The organism is Streptomyces davaonensis JCM 4913 (assembly GCF_000349325.1).
In the GTDB taxonomy this organism is placed as follows: Bacteria; Actinomycetota; Actinomycetes; order Streptomycetales; family Streptomycetaceae; genus Streptomyces; species Streptomyces davaonensis.
Map to the genome: position 1 here is coordinate 2,541,595 of NC_020504.1, position 17,738 is coordinate 2,559,332.

Genomic DNA, 17,738 nt, shown 5'->3' on the forward strand with positions numbered 1-17,738 from the left:
CAGGAAGGGCGGCCGGGCGGGTACGTACGTTTGCATGACACCTGAGCGACCTGACCCGGTGGCGCCCACGGCCACGTACCGGCTGCAATTGCAGCCCGAGTTCCCGTTCGCGGCCGCGGCCGAGGCGGTGCCGTACCTGGCCTCGCTCGGCGTCTCGCATCTGCATCTGTCCCCCGTGCTGGAGGCGGTGCCGGGCTCCACGCACGGCTACGACGTCGTCGACCACGCGCGGGTGCGCGAGGAACTGGGCGGCGAGGACGGCCTGCGCGCGCTGTCCCGCACCGCGCGGGAGCACGGGCTCGGCCTGATCGTGGACATCGTCCCGAACCACATGGCCATGACGCCGCGGCACAACCACGCCCTGTGGGAGGTGCTGCGCGAGGGCCCCAAGTCGCCGTACGCGCGCTGGTTCGACATCGACTGGGAGGCGCAGGGCGGGCAGGTGCTGCTGCCGGTGCTCGGCGGGCCGCTCGGGCAGGAACTGGGCCGCCTGGAGGTCGACGGCGACGTACTGCGCTACTACGACCAGACCTTCCCGCTGCGCGAGGGCACCGGGGACCTGCCGCTGCCGCGACTGCTGGACGCCCAGTGGTACCGGCCCGCGTGGTGGCGGCTGGCCCGGACCGAGCTGAACTACCGCCGGTTCTTCAGCATCTCGGAGCTGATCGGGGTGCGGGTGGAGGACCCGGAGGTGTTCGAGGCCACCCACGACAAGATCCTGTCGCTGCTCCACGAGGGCGTGCTCGACGGGCTGCGCATCGACCATCCCGACGGGCTCGCCGACCCCGACGGGTATCTGCGGCGGCTGTACGAGGCGACCGGGGGCCGCTGGACGGTCGTGGAGAAGATCCTCTCGGACGGCGAGCGGCTGCCCGCCGCCTGGCCCGTCGCCGGCACCACCGGCTACGACGCCCTGCGGCAGATCGACGGACTGTTCACGGACCCGGCCGGGTTCGGGGAACTCCTCGGACACTACCGCCGGTTCGCGGCCCCGCAGACCGATCGGGGCGGGCAGTGGGAGGCGACCGTGCGGCGGGCCGCGTACAAGGTCGTCACGCATGAGCTGGCCGCGGAGACCGAGCGGCTGACCCGGGTGGCGGAGCGGGTGTGCGCCACCTCGCCGGAGCCCGCGCTGCGCGACCGTGCGCCCTGGGCGCTGCGCACCGCGCTCCAGGAGCTCCTGGTCCGCATGGAGGTCTACCGGCCCTACGCCAGTGGTGACCCGGCCACTGTCCTCACCGAGGAGGCCGCCGCCGAGGCGCGGCTCGCCTTCGTCGTCCCGGAGGAGGCCGGCGCCGTCGACGTCGTACGCGATCTGCTGCTCGGACGCCTGGGTGAGGGGCCCGAGCACGCCGAGTTCCGTGCCCGGTTCGCGCAGACGGCGTCGGCGCTGCGGGCCAAGTCCGTGGAGGACACGGCCTTCTACCGCTATGTGCCGCTGCTGTCGGCGACTGAGGTGGGCGGCAATCCGGGGAGTCCCGCGGTGCCCCCGGAGGACTTCCACGCCTACTGCGCGCGCGTACAGCGCGACTGGCCGGCGACGGGGGTCGTCGTGTCGACGCACGACACCAAGCGCAGCGCCGATGTGCGGGCCGCGCTGGCGGTGCTCACCGAGTGCCCCGAGTGGTGGGCGGACGTGCTGGCCGAGGTGACCCGCACCGGCGAGGGCGTGCCCGACGCGCAACTGGCGTGGGCGGCCTGGCAGACCGTGTTCGGGCTCGGCCCCTCGGACCCGGAGCGGGTGCAGGGGGCACTGCTGAAGCATGTGCGGGAGTCGGGGCTGTTCACGAGCTGGACGGAGCAGGAACCGCCGTACGAGGACGCGGTGGCGGCCTTCGTCGCGGCGGGGCCCTGCGGTCCGCCGGGGGCGCACGTGGCCGCCCTGCGCGAGCGGCTGGAGCCGTACATCCGGGCGAATCTGCTGGGCACGGCCCTGCTCCACCTGACGATGCCGGGCGTGCCGGACGTGTACCAGGGCACGGAGAGCGAGTACCGGGCGCTGGTGGACCCGGACAACCGGCGGCCCGCGAAGTTCCCGCCCGCGGACGCGGGGGAGAAGAACACGGTGACCGCGGCGGCCCTGCGGCTGCGCGCCCGCCGCCCCGCCGCCTTCGGGGACGCGGCGACGTACGCCCCGCTCGTCGCGGAGGGTCCGGCGGCCGCCCACTGTGTCGCCTTCGCGCGCTCGGACGAGGTCGTCACGGCGGTGACCCGGCTGTCGCTGCGGCTCGCGGAGGCGGGCGGCTGGCGGGAGACCCGGCTGCCGCTGCCGCCGGGGCGCTGGGTCGACGTACTGACTCCGGAACGGGAGTTCACCGGGCACGCACGCGTGGAGGAGCTGTTCGGAGAGCTTCCGGTGGTGTTGCTGGAGCGGGGGTGAGACAGGGGGCGCGGGACGCCCGGGGAGGGGCGTGAGTCGAGCTGTGCGCGCCCCTCGGTTGCCCTCTCCCCCGGCACACACCCGCGCCCGCTCCCCGCGCGAGCCCCGCCGGGGCGGCGCACGGTGATGAACGGCATTCGGACTCTCCGCTCCCGGTGCCCCTGGTTCCGCTACGGGCCCGAGGGCGCCTCACCGCTCCCACCGGCATCATGCGCCCAGCCCTCCGGCGGTGAGTGCCCCTGGGCGCCCCCTGGAGCCTCCCCCTGGATGTCCTTGACAGTGCTCGGCGGCCGTGGGGTACTGCGGATTGCGAAGCCGGGCGGATGTGACGGGGGTGAGTCTCCTGCCGGAGCTGCGCTACCCCACAGTGACCGAAGTCGTCTCGGCGGCCCGGGCGTTGGCGGCACAACGACCGGGCCTGTGCACTCTGCGGCAGGTGGGTGTCTCACGGGCCGGCCGCCCCCTGCACCTGCTGTCCGTGGGCCGTGCCCGGCCCGCCGTGCTGGTGGTCGCGGGGGCCCACGCCAATGAACAGACCGGCGGCCCGACCCTCCTGGCGCTCGCCGAACGCGTCCTGTACGAGCGGGCGTTGCGGGCCGACACCTCCTGGCACTTCCTGCTCTGCGCCGATCCCGACGGGACGAGCCTGCACGTCACGCCGGCGCCGCGGAACCTGTTCGACTACCACCTCGGGTTCTTCCGGCCCGCGGGCCCGGAGCAGCCGGAGTGGTCGCCCGCCGTGCTGCCGCCCGACCGGCTGCCGCCCGAGACGCGAGCCCTCACCCGCGTCATCGACGAGGTGCGCCCCTACCTCCAGGCGACCCTGCACGGCACCGATCTGGGCGGCAGCTGGGTGCAGTTGACGAAGGACGTGCCCGGCCTGGCCGAGCCGTTCACCAAGTCGGCGGCGGAGCTGAACATCCCCGTGGAGACGGGCGCCTCGGACGCGGCGGGCTGGCCCGCGTCCGGGCCCGGGGTGCATGTGATGCCCGCGCCGGGTGCGGGGGCCGCCTACCCGAGCATGCCGGACGACGCACGGCACAGCACCTGGTACCACGTCCACCGCTACGGCGGACTGACGGCGGTCGTGGAGGTGCCGATGTGGGCGAGCGACCTGGTGGACGACCCCGTACCGCATCCGGCGCCGGCCGTGGCGCTGCGGCGGCTCGCGGACCGGCTGGTGCGGGACGCGCTGGAGGTGGAGCGGGTGTACACCGACGCGCTGCCCCGCCTGGACGGCCTCGACGGGCCCCTGTTGCGTGCCGCCCGATGGGCGCTGGAGCTGGTGCCGGGGCTCGCCGCGGACTGGACGCACACGGCGCCGGCGGACAACACGCGCGCGTACATCGGAAGTGTGGACGCCTTTGGGCGCCGGCTGCCGTTGCGGTCCGCGGCGATGCTGCTGCGGGTGCTGCTGGAGACCGAGGACCGTGCGGCGCCGCGTCTGGAGCGGCTCGTGGCGCGGTGGAGCAGTTCCTTCGAGCGGCGCTTCAGGGCCCGGTGGGTGCCCTTGGCGCACCAGGTCGAGCACCAGTCCCGCACGGTCGTGGCGGCGGCACTGCACGCGCGTGACCGGGCGACGTGAGCGCCGCCGGGCCACGCGCGCGTGCCGCCGCAGATCGGTCAGTCCAGGTCCAGGCCCGGCAGCCCGCCGACCTGACCGTTGTCCAGGGCGAACACCGCACCGGTCCACGCCGCCATCTCGCACGCGTTGCCGAAGGTCCGCGTGTACTCGACCGGTCGGCCGTTCCACTGGCCGCTCGCCCTGGCGGTGACCGGGGCGTAGATCATCGTGCAGACGGTGTTCTCGGGAGTCATTGCGTCGATGTCGCCCTGGACCGCCGCCAGTTGCCCGCAGGCCTCGGCCGCGCGTCCGTGGCCCTGCGGCGGGTCGCACATCAGGAGGGTGCCGCGGGTGTCGCTGGACTGCTCGTCGCCCGTGGTGAGGGTGAGCTGGAGCCAGTTGCCCGGCAGGGTCTCCCGGTCGGCGGCCTGCGCCGGGACCGTCGCGAGGACGAGGAGCGAGGCGGCCGCCAGCAGGACGCCCCGGACACCGGCCCGTCCCGCCTTCGCGGTGCCTGCCTTCACAGTGATGGAATGTGTCATTCCCGATGCATCGGCACGGCGGCCTCGGAACCCCACCCCGGCTCACCCGAACGGGAACGCCCGCCCCCGTGCCGCGCGGCCAGGTCGAACGCGGCGAGCACCACGCGGGACTGGTACTCGACCTGGCGTGCCACCGGGATCCAGCGCGCCCCGCAGCCGTCGCGGTAGTCGTCGCACCAGACGTCGATGAGCCGGTCCAGTTCGGGCAGCACCCCGGCCGGATCGCTCCCCGCGCCGGTGACCAACTGGTGCAGCAGGCCCGCGGTGCGCAGCGCGAGGCGCCGCCCGGCGATCCGCAGGGTGGCCAGGTGGGCGGTGCTCAGCGGGGGGAGCGGCTGGGCGTCGACGGTGACGATGTCGGGGTCCCACGCATCGGCCAGGCCGGGGCAGACCAGTAAATAGTCGTCGACCGGGGCGAGCAGCCGCTCCGTGTCGGGGGTGGCGGGGAGCCGGTGGCGGGTGCGGGCGAGGAGCCGGGCCAGCAGCCGGGAGTCGTGCCGCAGGGTGCGGCTGACCGTGCGCAGGAAACCGGCCGCGTCGGCCGGTGTGGTGTCGTCCTCCACACCCGCCACGCCCCACATGGGTGCCTCCACCACAGCCGTCACGGTGCCGTACCGGTAGGGGTGGAACCAGGTCGACTCCACCGCGGCCTCGGTGATGGCCGCGGCCAGATCGCCCCGGCGCGGCGGCGGGATCCGGTAGACGGCGGGGCCGAGGCGGGGCCAGTACAGGGTGTCGTACGGGCCGAGTTCGCGGGGGATGCCGAGGCGGGCCGCGGTGTGCGCGAGGCGGCGGGAGAAGCCGGACAGGTCGTGGGTCAGCTCGACGAAGCCGCCGCCGACGTCGACGCCGTGCAGGGAGCACTGGAGAAGGGGCCGCAGTTCGTCCTGGAGGGCGAGCAGGGCGCGGGTCTCGGGCAGCGCGGCGTGGTCCGCGCCGTCGGGCAGCCACTCGGGCTGTTCCAGGAAGCCGGGCCGGAAGAAGTTCCGGAAGTAGCGGCCGAGGGTGTACGGGCCTTGCAGCCAGCCCTCGTTGCGGCGCAGCCCGTCGGGGTCCAGGCAGAGCAGGAGGTTCCAGGTGGCGTCCTCCTGGCGGCGGGGGTCGGCCAGGACGCGCTCGGCGAGCCGGAGGACGGTGGCGCCGCCCACGGGTTCATTGGCGTGCGGGCCCGCGACGATCAGGGCCTGTCTGGCGCCGTGGCCCACGGAGAGCAGCCAGAGCGGGGTGCCCGCGCGGGAGGTCCCGGCTCGGCGCAGGCGCGCTTGGGAGGGATGGCGGGTGACGAGCGCGGCCGCCCGGGCTCCGATCTCGTCGACGGTCGGGTAGCGGAGGAGTGGCAGCAGGGCGCACCTCCGCGAGCCGGTGCCGTCGTTTCACTTGATGTGCACGAGGTACGCACAGTCAGTCACGACTTGTGGTGGTACGTCAACAGTCGTGCATGTAAAGGGATTTCACCCACTGCACCCCGTAATGCCCAGGCCAGAGCTAAGGCCGGACTTAATTCACGGCGAGCCGGAACGCCATCTGTCCGAAGCCGACCTGATCGCCCTCGCGCACGACGGCCGCCCCGATGACACGCCGACCGTTCACCGTCGTGCCGTTGGTCGAGCCGAGGTCCCGCAGCACCCACAGGCCGCCCTGGCGGGTCAGTTCGGCATGCACCCGGGAGACCGTCTCGTGGGCCAGCCGCAGTCCGTTGGCGGGATCGCGCCCGATCCGCAGCGGGTGGCCCCCGCCGGGGTGGGGCAGCAGCAGCTTGGGCAGCCGCTCGGCCTGCCAGGCCCTGCGCAGCCGTACGCCGAAACCGGAGACGGCCTCGACGGTGCCGAAGACCAGGCGGGAGAACCTGTTCTCCTGGGGCAGATCGGCGGTCAGGGCGAGCAGTTCGTCGGAGCGGCGGGCGGCGAGGGCCAGTTCCATGCGCCGGATGAACGTGTCGTGCGAGAGCCGGCCCATGGCGACGCCGTCCCGCAGCACGCTCAGCGCTTTGTCGCGCTCCGCGTCGGAGAGCCGCGCGGGGTACGTGTTGAACTCGAAGGACGACGTCACGTTCGTGATTGTCGGTCAGCGGGGCCGGAGTGTCCAGAAGACGAGAAAACCACCGCCACGCGCGCGTATCCGACGACACCTGCCGCAAAAGGGAAGATTCAAAAGCGGATTGATCTCGTTTGACGCACCATGGACGGGCTACATCACGGTGAGCAGACGAAGGGGAACCGTCCGTGCAGTTCGAGGTGTGGGCACCGCAGGCCGGCCGAGTGACGCTCCATCACGGGGACGCCACGCGCGCGTTGGAGCGCGATCCGGAGCGAGAGGGCTGGTGGCAGGGGGAGGCGGAGGCGGCGGACGGCACCCGTTACGGCTACGCGCTGGACGACGGGCCGGTGCTGCCGGACCCGCGTTCGCGCCGTCAGCCCGACGGACCGGACGGACGCAGCGCGGTCGTGGAGCACGGCGCCCACTCCTGGCGCATCGCGTGGGCCGGGCGTCCGCTGCCGGGCGCGGTGCTGTACGAGCTGCATGTGGGGACGTACACCTCCGAGGGCACGCTGGACGCGGCGGCCGAGCGGCTCGGGCACCTGGTCGAACTGGGCATCACGCACGTCGAGTTGATGCCCCTGTGTCCCTTCCCCGGCCGGCACGGCTGGGGGTACGAGGGGGTCTCGCTGTGGGCGGTGCACGAGCCGTACGGCGGCCCCGCGGCGCTGAAACGGTTTGTCGACCGGGCGCATGAACTCGGGCTCGGGGTCGTCCTCGACGTGGTGCACAACCACCTCGGCCCGTCGGGCAACTACCTGCCGGTCTTCGGGCCGTACTTCACCGAGACCCATCACACCCCGTGGGGAGCGGCCGTCAACCTGGACGCGCCCGGCTCCGACGAGGTGCGGGACTACTTCGTGGGCAGCGCGCTGGCGTGGCTGCGCGACTACCGGATCGACGGGCTGCGTCTGGACGCGGTGCACGCGCTGCGGGACACGCGCGCGTGCCACTTCCTGGAGGAGCTGTCGACGGCGGTGGACGCCCTGGCGGCAGAGCTGGACCGGCCGCTGTTCCTGATCGCCGAGTCGGACCTGAACGACCCGCGGATCATCACCCCGCGCGGGGAGGGCGGCCTCGGGATCCAGGCGCAATGGAACGACGACTTCCACCACGCCCTGCACACCGCGCTGACCGGCGAGTCCCAGGGCTACTACGAAGACTTCGCGCGCTCCCCCTTCGCCGCGCTGGCCAAGACGCTCACCGGCGGTTACTTCCACGACGGCAGCTATTCCGCCTTCCGGGGCAGGCACCACGGGCGGGCGCTGAACCGGGCGCGGGTGGCGGGGCACCGGCTGCTGGGCTACAGCCAGACCCACGACCAGGTCGGCAACCGCGCCCAGGGCGACCGGCTCGCCGCCACGCTCTCCCCCGGCCTGCTGGCCTGCGCGGCCACGCTGACCCTGACCGCGCCCTTCACGCCGATGCTGTTCATGGGCGAGGAGTGGGCGGCGGGCACGCCCTGGCAGTTCTTCACCGACCACACCGACCCCGAACTCGCCGAGGCGGTACGGCGGGGCAGACGCCGGGAGTTCGCCGCGCACGGGTGGGCCGAGGAGGACGTACCCGACCCGCAGGACCCGGCGACCCGGGACCGCTCCTGCCTGGACTGGTCCGAGCCGGACCGCGAGCCCCACGCGCGCGTGCTGGCCTGGTACCGGCAACTCATCGCACTGCGCCACGAACAGCCCGACCTCACCGACCCCGACCTCGCCGACACCAAGGTGGCCTACGACGAAGGGCAGCGCTGGCTCGCCTTCCGACGCGGGGACGTCCGAGTGGCCGTCAACCTCGGCAAGGAACCGGCCGAGATCCCCCTGGGCCCGCGCCACGCACGCGTACTGGCCGCGTGGGAGCCTGTGCAGGCCCCCGGCACGGACGGTGTGCTGCACCTGCCCGGGGAGTCGGGTGTGGTGCTGCTTCAGGAGTGAGCCGGGCGGCGGGCGCCGGGCCGGAGCTGTGGCACGGCCGCTCAGGACTCGCCGTCCGCATCGCCGTCCTCGCGCAGCTCGGTCACGCGTTCCAGCAGGATCGGTTCCCAGGCCAGGTCGAGTTGGCGTTGCAGTTCCGGGAGCGGGGTGCGGGTGGTGGCGTTGAGGGCCTCGGCCAGGTTGAGGACCGTGTCGCAGCGGGCCAGCCACAGGCCGCGCAGGCAGGGGCGGGCGCCGTAGCCGGCCAGGGTGGCGGCTCGGACGGCGGCCGGGGAGCCGACGGCGCGGGCCAGCCCGGCGATGTCCTCGGCGGGGTCGCCGACGACCGTGTCGGTCCAGCCGAGGACGCCGCGGACCCGGCCGTCGGCGCTCACCACGAGGTGCTCGCCGGTCAGGCCGTGGTGGACGAGGACGGCGCTGCCGGGCTGGGCGGCGAGCTGGACCGCGGCCGGCTGGGTGAGCTGGTGCATGCGGGCGGCGTCGAACTCGTCGGCAGCGGCGAGGCGTCCGGCGGCGCGCTCGGCGCTGCGGCGCAACGCCTCCAGGGAGCGCGGGCCGGTGCGCGGCACCCCGAGGGACTCGGCCTGCCGGACGGGCACCTCGCGCAGCCCGGTGAGCAGTCCGGCGAGGTCGGCCTCGCCGACGGCGGACACGTCGTGCACCTCGGCCGAGCCGCCGGGCACCTTCGTGTCCAGGGTGTAGCTCAGTCCGGGCGCCCATTCGCCGTGCGCGACGCTCGTCGGCACGGCGACCGGGACATGGCCGCGCACGAGATCGCGCAGCCGCAGCTCGCGGCGCTGCCGGACTGCCCCCTCGCGGTCGGGGGCGAGCCGCAGCACATGGCGGGCGCCGACCCACCACGTCACGGCCTCGCCGCCCGCGGCGACGGGCCGGACCTCGGGTCCTGCGGTGTCGTCCGCGCCCTCCTTGAGCAGGGAACGGACGAGTCTGCGGACGGTGTCCGCGGTGGGTGTCGGTGCCTGGGTCATGGGTCGCGCCGTTGGTCGCTGGAGGGGGTGCCGGGACTGCTGAGGGGCTGTATCAGTCCACTATGACCATGTCGCGGGTGGTCTCGTTGAGGCGTCGGCCGCCGTCCTCGGTGACCGTGACGATGTCCTCGATCCGCACCCCGAACCGCCCGGGCAGATAGATGCCGGGCTCCACCGAGAAACACATCCCGGGCACCAGGGGCTGTTCCTCGCCCTCGATCATGTACGGCGGCTCATGGGTGGTGACGCCGATGCCGTGCCCGGTGCGGTGGATGAAGTACTCGCCGTACCCGGCGTCCGTGATCACCGCACGGGCGACCCGGTCGACCTCCTGGCACGCCACGCCGGGCCGTACCGCGCGGAAGCCCGCCTCCTGGGCCTCGCGCACGATGTCGTGCACCCGGCGCTCCTCCTCGGTGGGCTCCCCGACATGGACGGTGCGGGAGGTGTCGGAGCCGTAGCCGCCGAGCAGGCCGCCGAAGTCGAGGACGACCATGTCGCCGCGTTCGATGACCCGGTCGCCCGCCTCGTGGTGCGGGTTGGCGCCGTTCGGGCCGGAGGCGACGATGGTGAAGTCGACGGTGCTGTGGCCGTGCTCGCGCAGCAGCCGGGCCAGGTCCGCGGCGACCTCGGACTCGTGGCGGCCGGCGAAGGGAACCTTCCGGATCTCCTCGAACGTTGCGTCAGCAGCCGCGCCCGCGGCTGCCAGCCGCTCCAGTTCCGCCGCGTCCTTGACCGCGCGGAGCATCGGAAGCGCCTCGGTGAGAGAGGCGTAGGACGAGCCGGGCAGGGTGTGGGAGAGGCGCAGCAGATGCATGGCCCAGGCGTTGTCGCTGATGCCGAACCGGCCGCCGGAGTCCACGAGGGCGGCGGTGGCGGCGTAGGGGTCCTTGCCGTCGGTCCAGTCGCGCAGGGTCAGCGCGGCAGCTCCGGCCGCCTTGGCGGCGTCGGGGGCCTCCAGCGCGGGGACGATCAGGGCGGGGTCCTGGCCGGGGACGAGGACGAGCAGGGTGAGCCGTTCGGTGATGGCCGTGGGCGCGTAGCCGGTGAGCCAGACCAGGTCGGGGCCGGGGGCGACGAGGAGCCCGGCGAGACCGGCGTCGGCGGCCGCCCGCGCGGCGCGCTCCATACGGGCGCGGTAGTCGTCGGCGGTGAAGGGGGCGGGCGTACGGGCGATCATCCGGGCCTCCCTGGGCGCGGTGAAGGTGACTACGGGCAGCATCCTGCCCGGACGGCGGGGGCGGCGCGAGCCGGTCGGCACTGTTGCCCGGCCTCTCAGCCGTCCAGGGCCATGCGGACGCCGAGGAGCAGCAGGACGCCTCCGGACACCTGTTCAAGGCGTCGGCGCACTCCCGCGCGGGACAGCAGGCTCTTCATCCGGCCGACGAACCACACGTACAGGCCGTAGTAGCCGACCTCGTAGACCGCCCAGAGCGCGGCGAGGCCCACCATGGCCGGCAGGTGCGGGGCTCCGTCGGGGACGAACTGCGGCAGGAAGGACAGGGCGAAGACGGCCGCCTTGGGGTTGGCGAGATTGAGCAGCAGCCCCGCGCGGTAGGACGCCCAGCCGCTGCGGACTCCGTCCGGCGCGGCCTCGTCCTCGGGTTCCTTCCTGGTGCGGCGGGCCGCTCGCAGGGTCTGGACGCCGAAGCCGACCAGGACGACCGCGCCGACGACCCGCATCACGTCGTACGCCGGCTCGGAGGCCGTGAGCAGGGCGGTGAGGCCGAAGGCGGCGACCACGCCCCAGACGAAGACGCCGGTCTCGTTGCCGAGCACGGTCAGGAAGCCGGAGCGGCGGCTGTGCAGGGACTGCCGGATGATCAGGACGGTGCTGGGTCCCGGCGAGGCGGCCACCAGGGTGCAGGCGCCGAGGAAGGCGACGAGAGTGGTCAGCATGGGGGTCATGGTGGCCACATCGTGCCGGTGGGGACAGTGGTTTTACTGGACTGGTCAAGTGACCGTCCTCGCCGGACCGGTCAGGTGACGACGCCGGGGACGACCGTGAGCTGCTGGTAGCCGCCGCTCTCATGACGCACGGTCAGGGTGACCTCGCTGCCGGGCTCGGCGTCGGCCACCGCGCGGGCGAGGTCGGCGGCGGTGTCGATCCGGGTCCTGCCGAAGACGAGGAGGACGTCGCCGCGGACCAGGCCCGCCGAGTAGCCGGGGCCGGGCACATGGACGCCGACGACCCGGGCGCCGGACTTCTCCGCGTCCACCGCTTCCACGCCGAGGGTCGCGCCGGCTGGCGCGGATTGCGGGCGAGGCGTCGCGGAGGGGGTGGGTCGGGGCCCGACCGAGGTGGTGGGGGCACCCTGCGCACGGGCGCCCGGCGCCTGCGCCGTCGCTCCCTTTCCGGCCTGCTGGAGTTCGGCGAGTCTGCTCATGCCGATCACGGTGGCGCCGACGGTGCCGAGGCCCACGCCCGACAGCACCAGGACCGTGCCGACGAACAGCGCGAACAGCAGGGTCATGAGTCGGCGTCCGCGTCGGCGCGCGGCGTGCGGGCGGCGGGCGGATGCCTTTCGCGTGACGCCACCGGGCTCCTGGCCGCCGGGCATCGGCTTGGGACGCAGCGCGGTGTGTTCCATGGATCGCCTCCGGCTGGCGGACTTCGGTTCGGCTCCGGCTGAGGACTACCCGGAGCGCCGGCGCACGACGTGCCACGAACGAGTGAGACTGACACTCGGTCAGAAGCGGAAGCCCGGTCAGAAGCGGAAGTCCCGTCAGGACCCGGCGTCCGGCGACCCCTCCCCGGACGTCAGCGCGACCGCCAGCTCCCCTGCCGCGCCCTGGAGCGAGCCCGAGTGCACCAGTTCCGTGCGGTGGACGAGCCGGGGCTCGGTGACCGGTACGGCGACCCCGCCCGGCACCCCGGTCGCGGCCGGGCGGGGCAGCAGGGTCAGGCCGTGGCCCGCGACGGCCAGCGCGGTGAGGGCGCGCAGGTCGGTGCCCTCGTAGCGCAGGGCGGGACGGAAGCCGAGGCCGCCGCCCGCCGCGCGGAGTTGGGCCAGCGGCAGGCCCGCGTCGGGGGCGTCCAGCCAACGGGCGTCGACGAGGTCGCCGAGGCGCAGTCCAGGGCGCCGGGCCAGCGGGTGCGCCGCCGGCAGCAGCACGCACACCGGTTCCTCGCCCGCGCCGCGCGTGCTCAGCGGTGCCACGTCGGGCAGCCGCAGCGGATCGCTCGGGGCGGCCAGGCCGTCGACGAGTCCCAGATCGGCGCCGCCGGTGGCGACGGCGGCCGGGATCGCGTCCCTGGACAGCACCTTCAGGGTCACCCCGGCGGCCGGGAGCGCGGCGAGGACCCGGGGTCCGAGGGCGGTCGGCGCGGCGGCGAGGGTCAGCCCGTGGGCGGGCGCGGCGGCGAGGCGTACGACGTCGGCGCGGGCCGCGTCCAGTCGCAGCAGCAGCGGGCCCGCGTGCTCCAGCAGACGCTCGCCCGCCGAGGTGGGGGCGACCGGGCGGCGGGTGAGGAGCGTGGCGCCGAGGTCCTGTTCGAGGGCCGCGATGTGCTGGGACACCGCCGACTGGGTGTAGCCGAGTTCGCGGGCGGCCTCGGAGAAGGAGGCTAGGCGGGCAACGGTGACATAGGTGCGCAGCAGATGCGGGTCCATGGCCACCAGCATCGCATCAGCTCTGCTTATCGAGGGTGCAGGAATCATCGTTGGACGTGAACTGGCCGTGGCGCCCAGGATGAACGGCATGACCGAGACCCTCGCGCGGATCGCCCTGGTCGGCGACCGCTCCCCCAACGTCGTGTCGCACACCCGCATCCCCCTGCTGCTCGACGCCCTCGCCGCCCGCGAGCGGCTGCTCCTCGACGCGTACTGGATCCCGTCCGAGCAGGCGGGCGAGCCGGGCGCCGTGGACGGCTTCGACGCGGTGTGGGTGGTGCCGGGCAGCCCGTATCGCAGCGAGGCCGGGGTGCTCGCGGCGATCCGTGTCGCACGGGAGCGGGGCATCCCCTTCCTGGGGACGTGCGGCGGGTTCCAGCACGCACTGCTGGAGTTCGCCCGTCATGTCTGCGGCCTCACCGGCGTGGCGCACGCGGAGAACGACCCGGACGCCGGGGACCCGCTGATCGAACCGTTGGCCTGTTCGCTGGTGGGCCATGAGGGTGCGGTCCTCGTCGAGCCGGACTCGCTCGCGCAGTCCGTGATCGGCTCGGAGCGGACGGTCGAGCGGTACTTCTGCGCCTACGGTCCCTCGCGCCACCTCGACGCCCTGAGCGGGCACGGCCTGCGCTTCTCCGGGCGCGACGAGGACGGCCACGTCCGGATCGCCGAACTGCCCGGCCACCCCTTCTTCCTGGTCTCGCTCTTCCAGCCGGAGCTGTCCGGCGACGGTTCGCGCCCGCACCCGATGGTCACGGCGTGGGCCAGGGCCGCCGTGGAACACGCAGGTCAGCGCGTGTGAGGTGGGGGGGGCGAGGCCCGGGTTCGGAGGGCGGGCGCGGCCCGTTGTCAGTGGGGCCTGTTACTTTCTGTGACATGACCGATCACGCGCTGCGAACCTTGCGGCAGAACCCGCGCCTGGCCGAACTGGCCGCGTTCCCCTTCGAGTTCGACCTGAGCCGTGCCGACGGCGGCCACGGCGAGCCCGTCCGCCTCGCCTCGGGCGGGCCGATAGAGGTCGTCGCGGGCACGGGCGCGGGCGGTACGTACTTCGTGTGCGCGGACGGCTCGATGCTCTACGCCGACTCCGAGGGCGGGGCCGGGATCATCGGCTCCAGTGTCGACGAGGCGCTCCAGGTGGTGCTCGGTCTGCCCTGCTGGTTCGACTTCGTGGACCTGTCGCCGCGGGACGGCGAGGAGGTGATCCTCGCGCGGATCGCTGCGGCGGAGGAGGAAATGCGCGAGGACTACGGCATCGACGAGACCCGGGCCGAACTCCGTGCCGCCCTGGGCTTTCCCGAGCGTTCCCCGGTCGAGCTGGTGACCCTGCTGCACACGGCTCTCCTGCGCACGGAACCCGACTTCGTCCTGCTCACCGAGGAGGAGGGCTTCGCCTACCGGCTCCTGGACGAACACCCACGCCCACCGCTGTGGGAACCGGTGCTCGCCCGGGGACGCGCGGATCTGACCCTGCTGCGGACGAGCGACCGCGCCGACTGGGACCCGGTGGCCGGGGATCCCGTTCGGCGTCGGCTCGCCCTGCGGGCCGCGCAGTTCGACCGGGCCGAGAGTGACCTGGACCTTCTCCGGTATCTGCTCCGGCGCGAGACCGAGTCGTCGATGACGGACGAACTGCGACTCGCCGCGGTCCTCGTGGGGCGGCACGGTGACGTCGGCGATCTGCCGCTGCTGTACGAGGTCCGGGAGACGGACTTCGACACGCACTGCGGCCTCAGCGAGATCCCCGAGCCGGGCGCGGACGCCGCCGAGCTGCTGCGCTGGGCCGAGGAGCTGGACGAGTGGATGTTCGGCACCGATCCGGCCGACGAGCCACTGGCCACCTGGACCGAACTCGCCCTGGACCAGGGCATGACCGAACTCGCCCGAGTGGCGCTGATCCGCGCGCTGGACGAGGTCTTCATGGACCAGAGCCTTCTCCGGCGGCCCGGTGATCCGACCCGGCTGGAGACATCCCGGCTCAGCTGGCTCGCCGCCGAACTGGAGCGGGCGGGCGACCTCCCTCAGGCGCTGCGCGCCCAGCGTCTGCACACCGCCCTCCAGGAGACGGCGTGGGACCGGATCTCGGAGCGCCGCGACCAGGCCCGACTGGAGCGGGTCTGCGGGCAACTTCCGCAGGCCATCGACTCGTTGGCCGCGATACGGGCCCTCCTGGCCGACCCCGGCGACGACTCCCTGAGGTACTGGACCCAGGTGAACTTCGGCCGCTTCATAGCCGAGGAGCACTACGCCCTGACCCGGGCCCTCGTCGACGCCGACCTCCCGGAGGGGGCGCGCACTCTCCTCGCCGCCGCCGACGCGATACTCGGCGAACTCTCGGGGAACGGCCTGAAGCGCCTCCGAGAGCTCGCCGAGGAAACCGCGGAACGGGTACGGGACTTCAGGGACCTCAGATGACGGGGACGGCCGGCGCCCGGTCCGGCAGGAAGCCGTGGGCCCGGCGGGCCAGGTAGTCGGGCTTGTAGCGGTCGACCGAGCGGTGCCAGTTCAGGATGCCCGCCATCCAGTTCCGCAGGTCGGCCACATAGGTGTCCATGGCGTCCCGTGCCTCCTCGGAGAGGTCGAAGTCGTCGTGGACGACCGGGAGTTCATGGGTGACGACGTGCTCGAACTGCCGCATGCGCTGGGTCATCAGATCGTGCACGACACCAAGGGCGGTCGGGTAGTCGCAGCCGAAGAAGTTCTGCACGACGAGGATCGAGTTGTGGATCTCGCCCTCGTACTGGATCTCCTTCTGGTACGAGAAGACATCATTGAGGAGACAGGCGTAGTCCATGGCGGCGTTCTCCAGGGAGCGCACCGGACCGCTGCGGTACACCTCCGGAGGGATCGCGGGGCCGTGGCCCATCCGGGACAGGGCCATGGTGAGTTCGGAGCCGAAGGTGGCCCGGCGCATCTCCAGATAGTCGACCGGGTCGGGGACGCGGTGCTGGAGCTGGTTGGACAGCTCCCACACCCAGCTCTCGGTCATGGCGTTCACCGCGTCCTTGAAGGTGCGCCGCTGCTCGGGCGTCATCTCCGCGGTCGTACGGGCCCACAGATCGATGAGTCCGCGCTCCATGGCGTTGCCGGGGACGATGAGGGTCTCCGCGCCGTCGACGGGCATGCAGTCGGCCAGGCGGCGGGTGATGAGGCGGGCGGCGGCCAGGTCGCGGCGGTGGCCGAAGACGAGGGGGTAGTAGTCATCGCCGTAGGTGCCCCAGGCCAGCCAGTGCGCGCTGAGGTCGAGGGCCTCCTCGGTGGCGTCGGGGTCCAGGCCCGCCGAGCACAGCGCGAGGTCGGCGGCGGCGAGCCGGTCCTCGTCCCAGACGCCCTCCTCCAGGATCCCCATGCGGTGGGACCAGTCGACGAGCCGCTGCCGGGCGCCCGGCAGATGCGGACACAGGTCCACCTCGAAGGGCATGTAGATGTCGGGGATGAGGGACGGCCCGACGTTCTGGTACGGCACATGGGTGTAGGCGCGCAGTCGTTCCGCGCCTGCCGAGGCGAGGAGGGCGCCGATGTCGGCCGCGGAGGTGCCGGGGCCGGTGAGGCCGTGCCAGGGGTTGGTGGAGCGGGCGCCCTTGTTCATGTACCGGCTGGAGCGCAGGTGCCATTCGTGGCCGCCGGACTGCCAGTCCTGAAGGCCCTGGGTGTAGGCGGCGACGGCGGCGACCTCGTCCGGGGTGAGGCCGCGTTCCAGTGCCAGCGCGGGGACCTCGGTGAGGGCGGTGTGCTCGAACTGGTGGAGCCGCGAGGTGAGGACGTCGTTGACGGCGTCGGCGGCCTCCTGGGTCGTACAGCCGAAGAAGGTCTCCAGGACCAGGACGCCGTTGCTGAGTTCGCCCTCGTCGTCGACCTCGCGCTGGTAGGAGAAGAGGTCGTTGCGCAGGTGCACGGCGTCCGAGAAGGTCTCCATCAGCACCCGCAGCGGCCTGGCCCCGGAGACGGCGGCGGGAACCTCGGCGCGCGCGTACTCCACCAGACCGGCCGACCAGGGGGCGCCGCCCACCTTGCGGCGCATCTCGATGTACTCGACGGGGTTGGCGATCCGCCCCTCGTTGATGTTGGACAGCTCCCACATGGACTCGTTCAGCAGATGCTCGGTGGCGACGGCGAAGCGGCGGCGCCAGTCGGCGGACATCGCCGGGATCGTGCGCGTCCAGAGGTCCGCGAGGCCCGCCTCCACCGGGTTCTCCGGTTCGGGCATCGGCGTCGCGGAGTCCATCGGCATGAACAGGGCGAGCCGGTCGAGGTGCGCCTTGCCGGCGGCGCGGTCCTGGGTGCGCTTGAACATGTCCAGGAAGTGGTCGTCGAAGAAGAAGACCCACACGTACCAGTCGGTGATCAGGGAGAGGGCGGGGCCGTCGCATTCGGGGTGGGTGTAGGCGCAGAGCAGTCCGTAGTCATGCGCTTCGAGATCGGACTGCTCCCAGATCCCGGATCCCTCCAGCATGCCCATCTCGCGCGCCCACGCGGTCGAGTGGGCGCGCGCCTCGTCGACATGCGGGTTGAGCCGCGCGGGATACGGCATGTAGAAGTGCGGGAGTTCGAAGGGCTGCTGCGTCATGGCCGGGCTCTACCCGGGCCCTGAACGGACATCCGCAGGGCGGGACATGATCACACCATCGCGTGAATCCGGGACGAACCCGCGAACTCCCCGGAGCCCTTGTGGCGTTCGTCT

The 17,738-nt window shown here is 73.1% G+C and carries 14 protein-coding genes; 5 read left to right on the top strand and 9 right to left on the bottom strand.

Translation table 11 applies throughout. From position 1 onward, the window contains the following. Positions 1-34 precede the first annotated feature (34 nt). Together treY and BN159_RS10995 are read left to right on the top strand one after the other, a co-directional pair. Entirely contained in the window at positions 35-2,380 is a 2,346-nt protein-coding gene (gene treY / locus BN159_RS10990) for a malto-oligosyltrehalose synthase (RefSeq protein ID WP_041819087.1), read from the top strand. Between the two features lie 334 nt (positions 2,381-2,714). Continuing rightward, on the top strand, positions 2,715-3,965 hold the full coding sequence (locus tag BN159_RS10995) for a M14 family zinc carboxypeptidase (RefSeq protein ID WP_015657035.1): 1,251 nt from the start codon (positions 2,715-2,717) through the stop codon (positions 3,963-3,965). A 38-nt stretch (positions 3,966-4,003) separates the two neighbouring features. Here the strand turns inward: BN159_RS10995 and BN159_RS11000 are convergent, their stop codons facing one another. The 3 genes from BN159_RS11000 to BN159_RS11010 all read right to left on the bottom strand — a co-directional run bounded on the left by BN159_RS11000 (position 4,004) and on the right by BN159_RS11010 (position 6,535). Continuing rightward, positions 4,004-4,486, bottom strand: a complete 483-nt coding sequence (locus tag BN159_RS11000; protein WP_015657036.1) for an SSI family serine proteinase inhibitor — start codon at positions 4,484-4,486, stop codon at positions 4,004-4,006. Continuing rightward, on the bottom strand, positions 4,483-5,829 hold the full coding sequence (locus BN159_RS11005) for a M14 family zinc carboxypeptidase (protein WP_041819091.1): 1,347 nt from the start codon (positions 5,827-5,829) through the stop codon (positions 4,483-4,485). The genes BN159_RS11000 and BN159_RS11005 overlap by 4 nt, the downstream gene beginning before the upstream one ends. Before the next feature lie 154 nt (positions 5,830-5,983). Further along, complete coding sequence (locus BN159_RS11010; RefSeq protein ID WP_015657038.1) at positions 5,984-6,535, bottom strand: DUF1707 and FHA domain-containing protein; 552 nt, start codon at positions 6,533-6,535, stop codon at positions 5,984-5,986. A 173-nt stretch (positions 6,536-6,708) separates the two neighbouring features. On the opposite strand from BN159_RS11010, the gene treZ reads away from it, so the two are divergent. After that, complete coding sequence (gene treZ, locus BN159_RS11015) at positions 6,709-8,454, top strand: malto-oligosyltrehalose trehalohydrolase (RefSeq protein WP_015657039.1); 1,746 nt, start codon at positions 6,709-6,711, stop codon at positions 8,452-8,454. Between the two features lie 41 nt (positions 8,455-8,495). Here treZ and BN159_RS11020 read toward each other — a convergent pair whose 3' ends face one another. The 5 genes from BN159_RS11020 to BN159_RS11040 all read right to left on the bottom strand — a co-directional run bounded on the left by BN159_RS11020 (position 8,496) and on the right by BN159_RS11040 (position 13,057). Beyond that, the gene (locus BN159_RS11020; protein WP_015657040.1) at positions 8,496-9,443 is read right to left on the bottom strand and encodes an aminoglycoside phosphotransferase family protein; all 948 of its coding nucleotides are present in this window, start codon (positions 9,441-9,443) and stop codon (positions 8,496-8,498) included. Between the two features lie 52 nt (positions 9,444-9,495). Continuing rightward, the gene (locus BN159_RS11025) at positions 9,496-10,623 is read right to left on the bottom strand and encodes an aminopeptidase P family protein (protein WP_015657041.1); all 1,128 of its coding nucleotides are present in this window, start codon (positions 10,621-10,623) and stop codon (positions 9,496-9,498) included. 95 nt (positions 10,624-10,718) lie between these two features. Then, positions 10,719-11,342 (bottom strand): LysE family translocator, encoded by a 624-nt coding sequence (locus tag BN159_RS11030; protein ID WP_041819092.1) that lies wholly within the window; start codon positions 11,340-11,342, stop codon positions 10,719-10,721. Between the two features lie 80 nt (positions 11,343-11,422). Continuing rightward, positions 11,423-12,034 carry a PDZ domain-containing protein gene (locus tag BN159_RS11035; protein ID WP_015657043.1) on the bottom strand — a complete coding sequence of 204 codons (612 nt, stop codon included), beginning with the start codon at positions 12,032-12,034 and terminating at the stop codon, positions 11,423-11,425. A 135-nt stretch (positions 12,035-12,169) separates the two neighbouring features. After that, a complete protein-coding gene (locus tag BN159_RS11040; protein WP_041821179.1) occupies positions 12,170-13,057 on the bottom strand; it encodes a LysR family transcriptional regulator in 888 nt (295 codons plus the stop codon). A gap of 88 nt (positions 13,058-13,145) precedes the next feature. Between BN159_RS11040 and BN159_RS11045 the strand changes: the two genes are divergently transcribed. Continuing rightward, entirely contained in the window at positions 13,146-13,859 is a 714-nt protein-coding gene (locus tag BN159_RS11045) for a CTP synthase C-terminal region-related (seleno)protein (protein ID WP_015657045.1), read from the top strand. A gap of 74 nt (positions 13,860-13,933) precedes the next feature. Beyond that, positions 13,934-15,472 carry a hypothetical protein gene (locus BN159_RS11050; protein WP_015657046.1) on the top strand — a complete coding sequence of 513 codons (1,539 nt, stop codon included), beginning with the start codon at positions 13,934-13,936 and terminating at the stop codon, positions 15,470-15,472. On the opposite strand, the gene cyc2 is transcribed toward BN159_RS11050, so the two are convergent. Further along, positions 15,465-17,624: a germacradienol/geosmin synthase Cyc2 gene (cyc2, locus tag BN159_RS11055; protein WP_015657047.1), complete on the bottom strand. Its 2,160-nt coding sequence runs from the start codon at positions 17,622-17,624 to the stop codon at positions 15,465-15,467. The two genes, BN159_RS11050 and cyc2, sit on opposite strands and share 8 nt — an antisense overlap. Between the last annotated feature and the right edge of the window lie 114 nt (positions 17,625-17,738).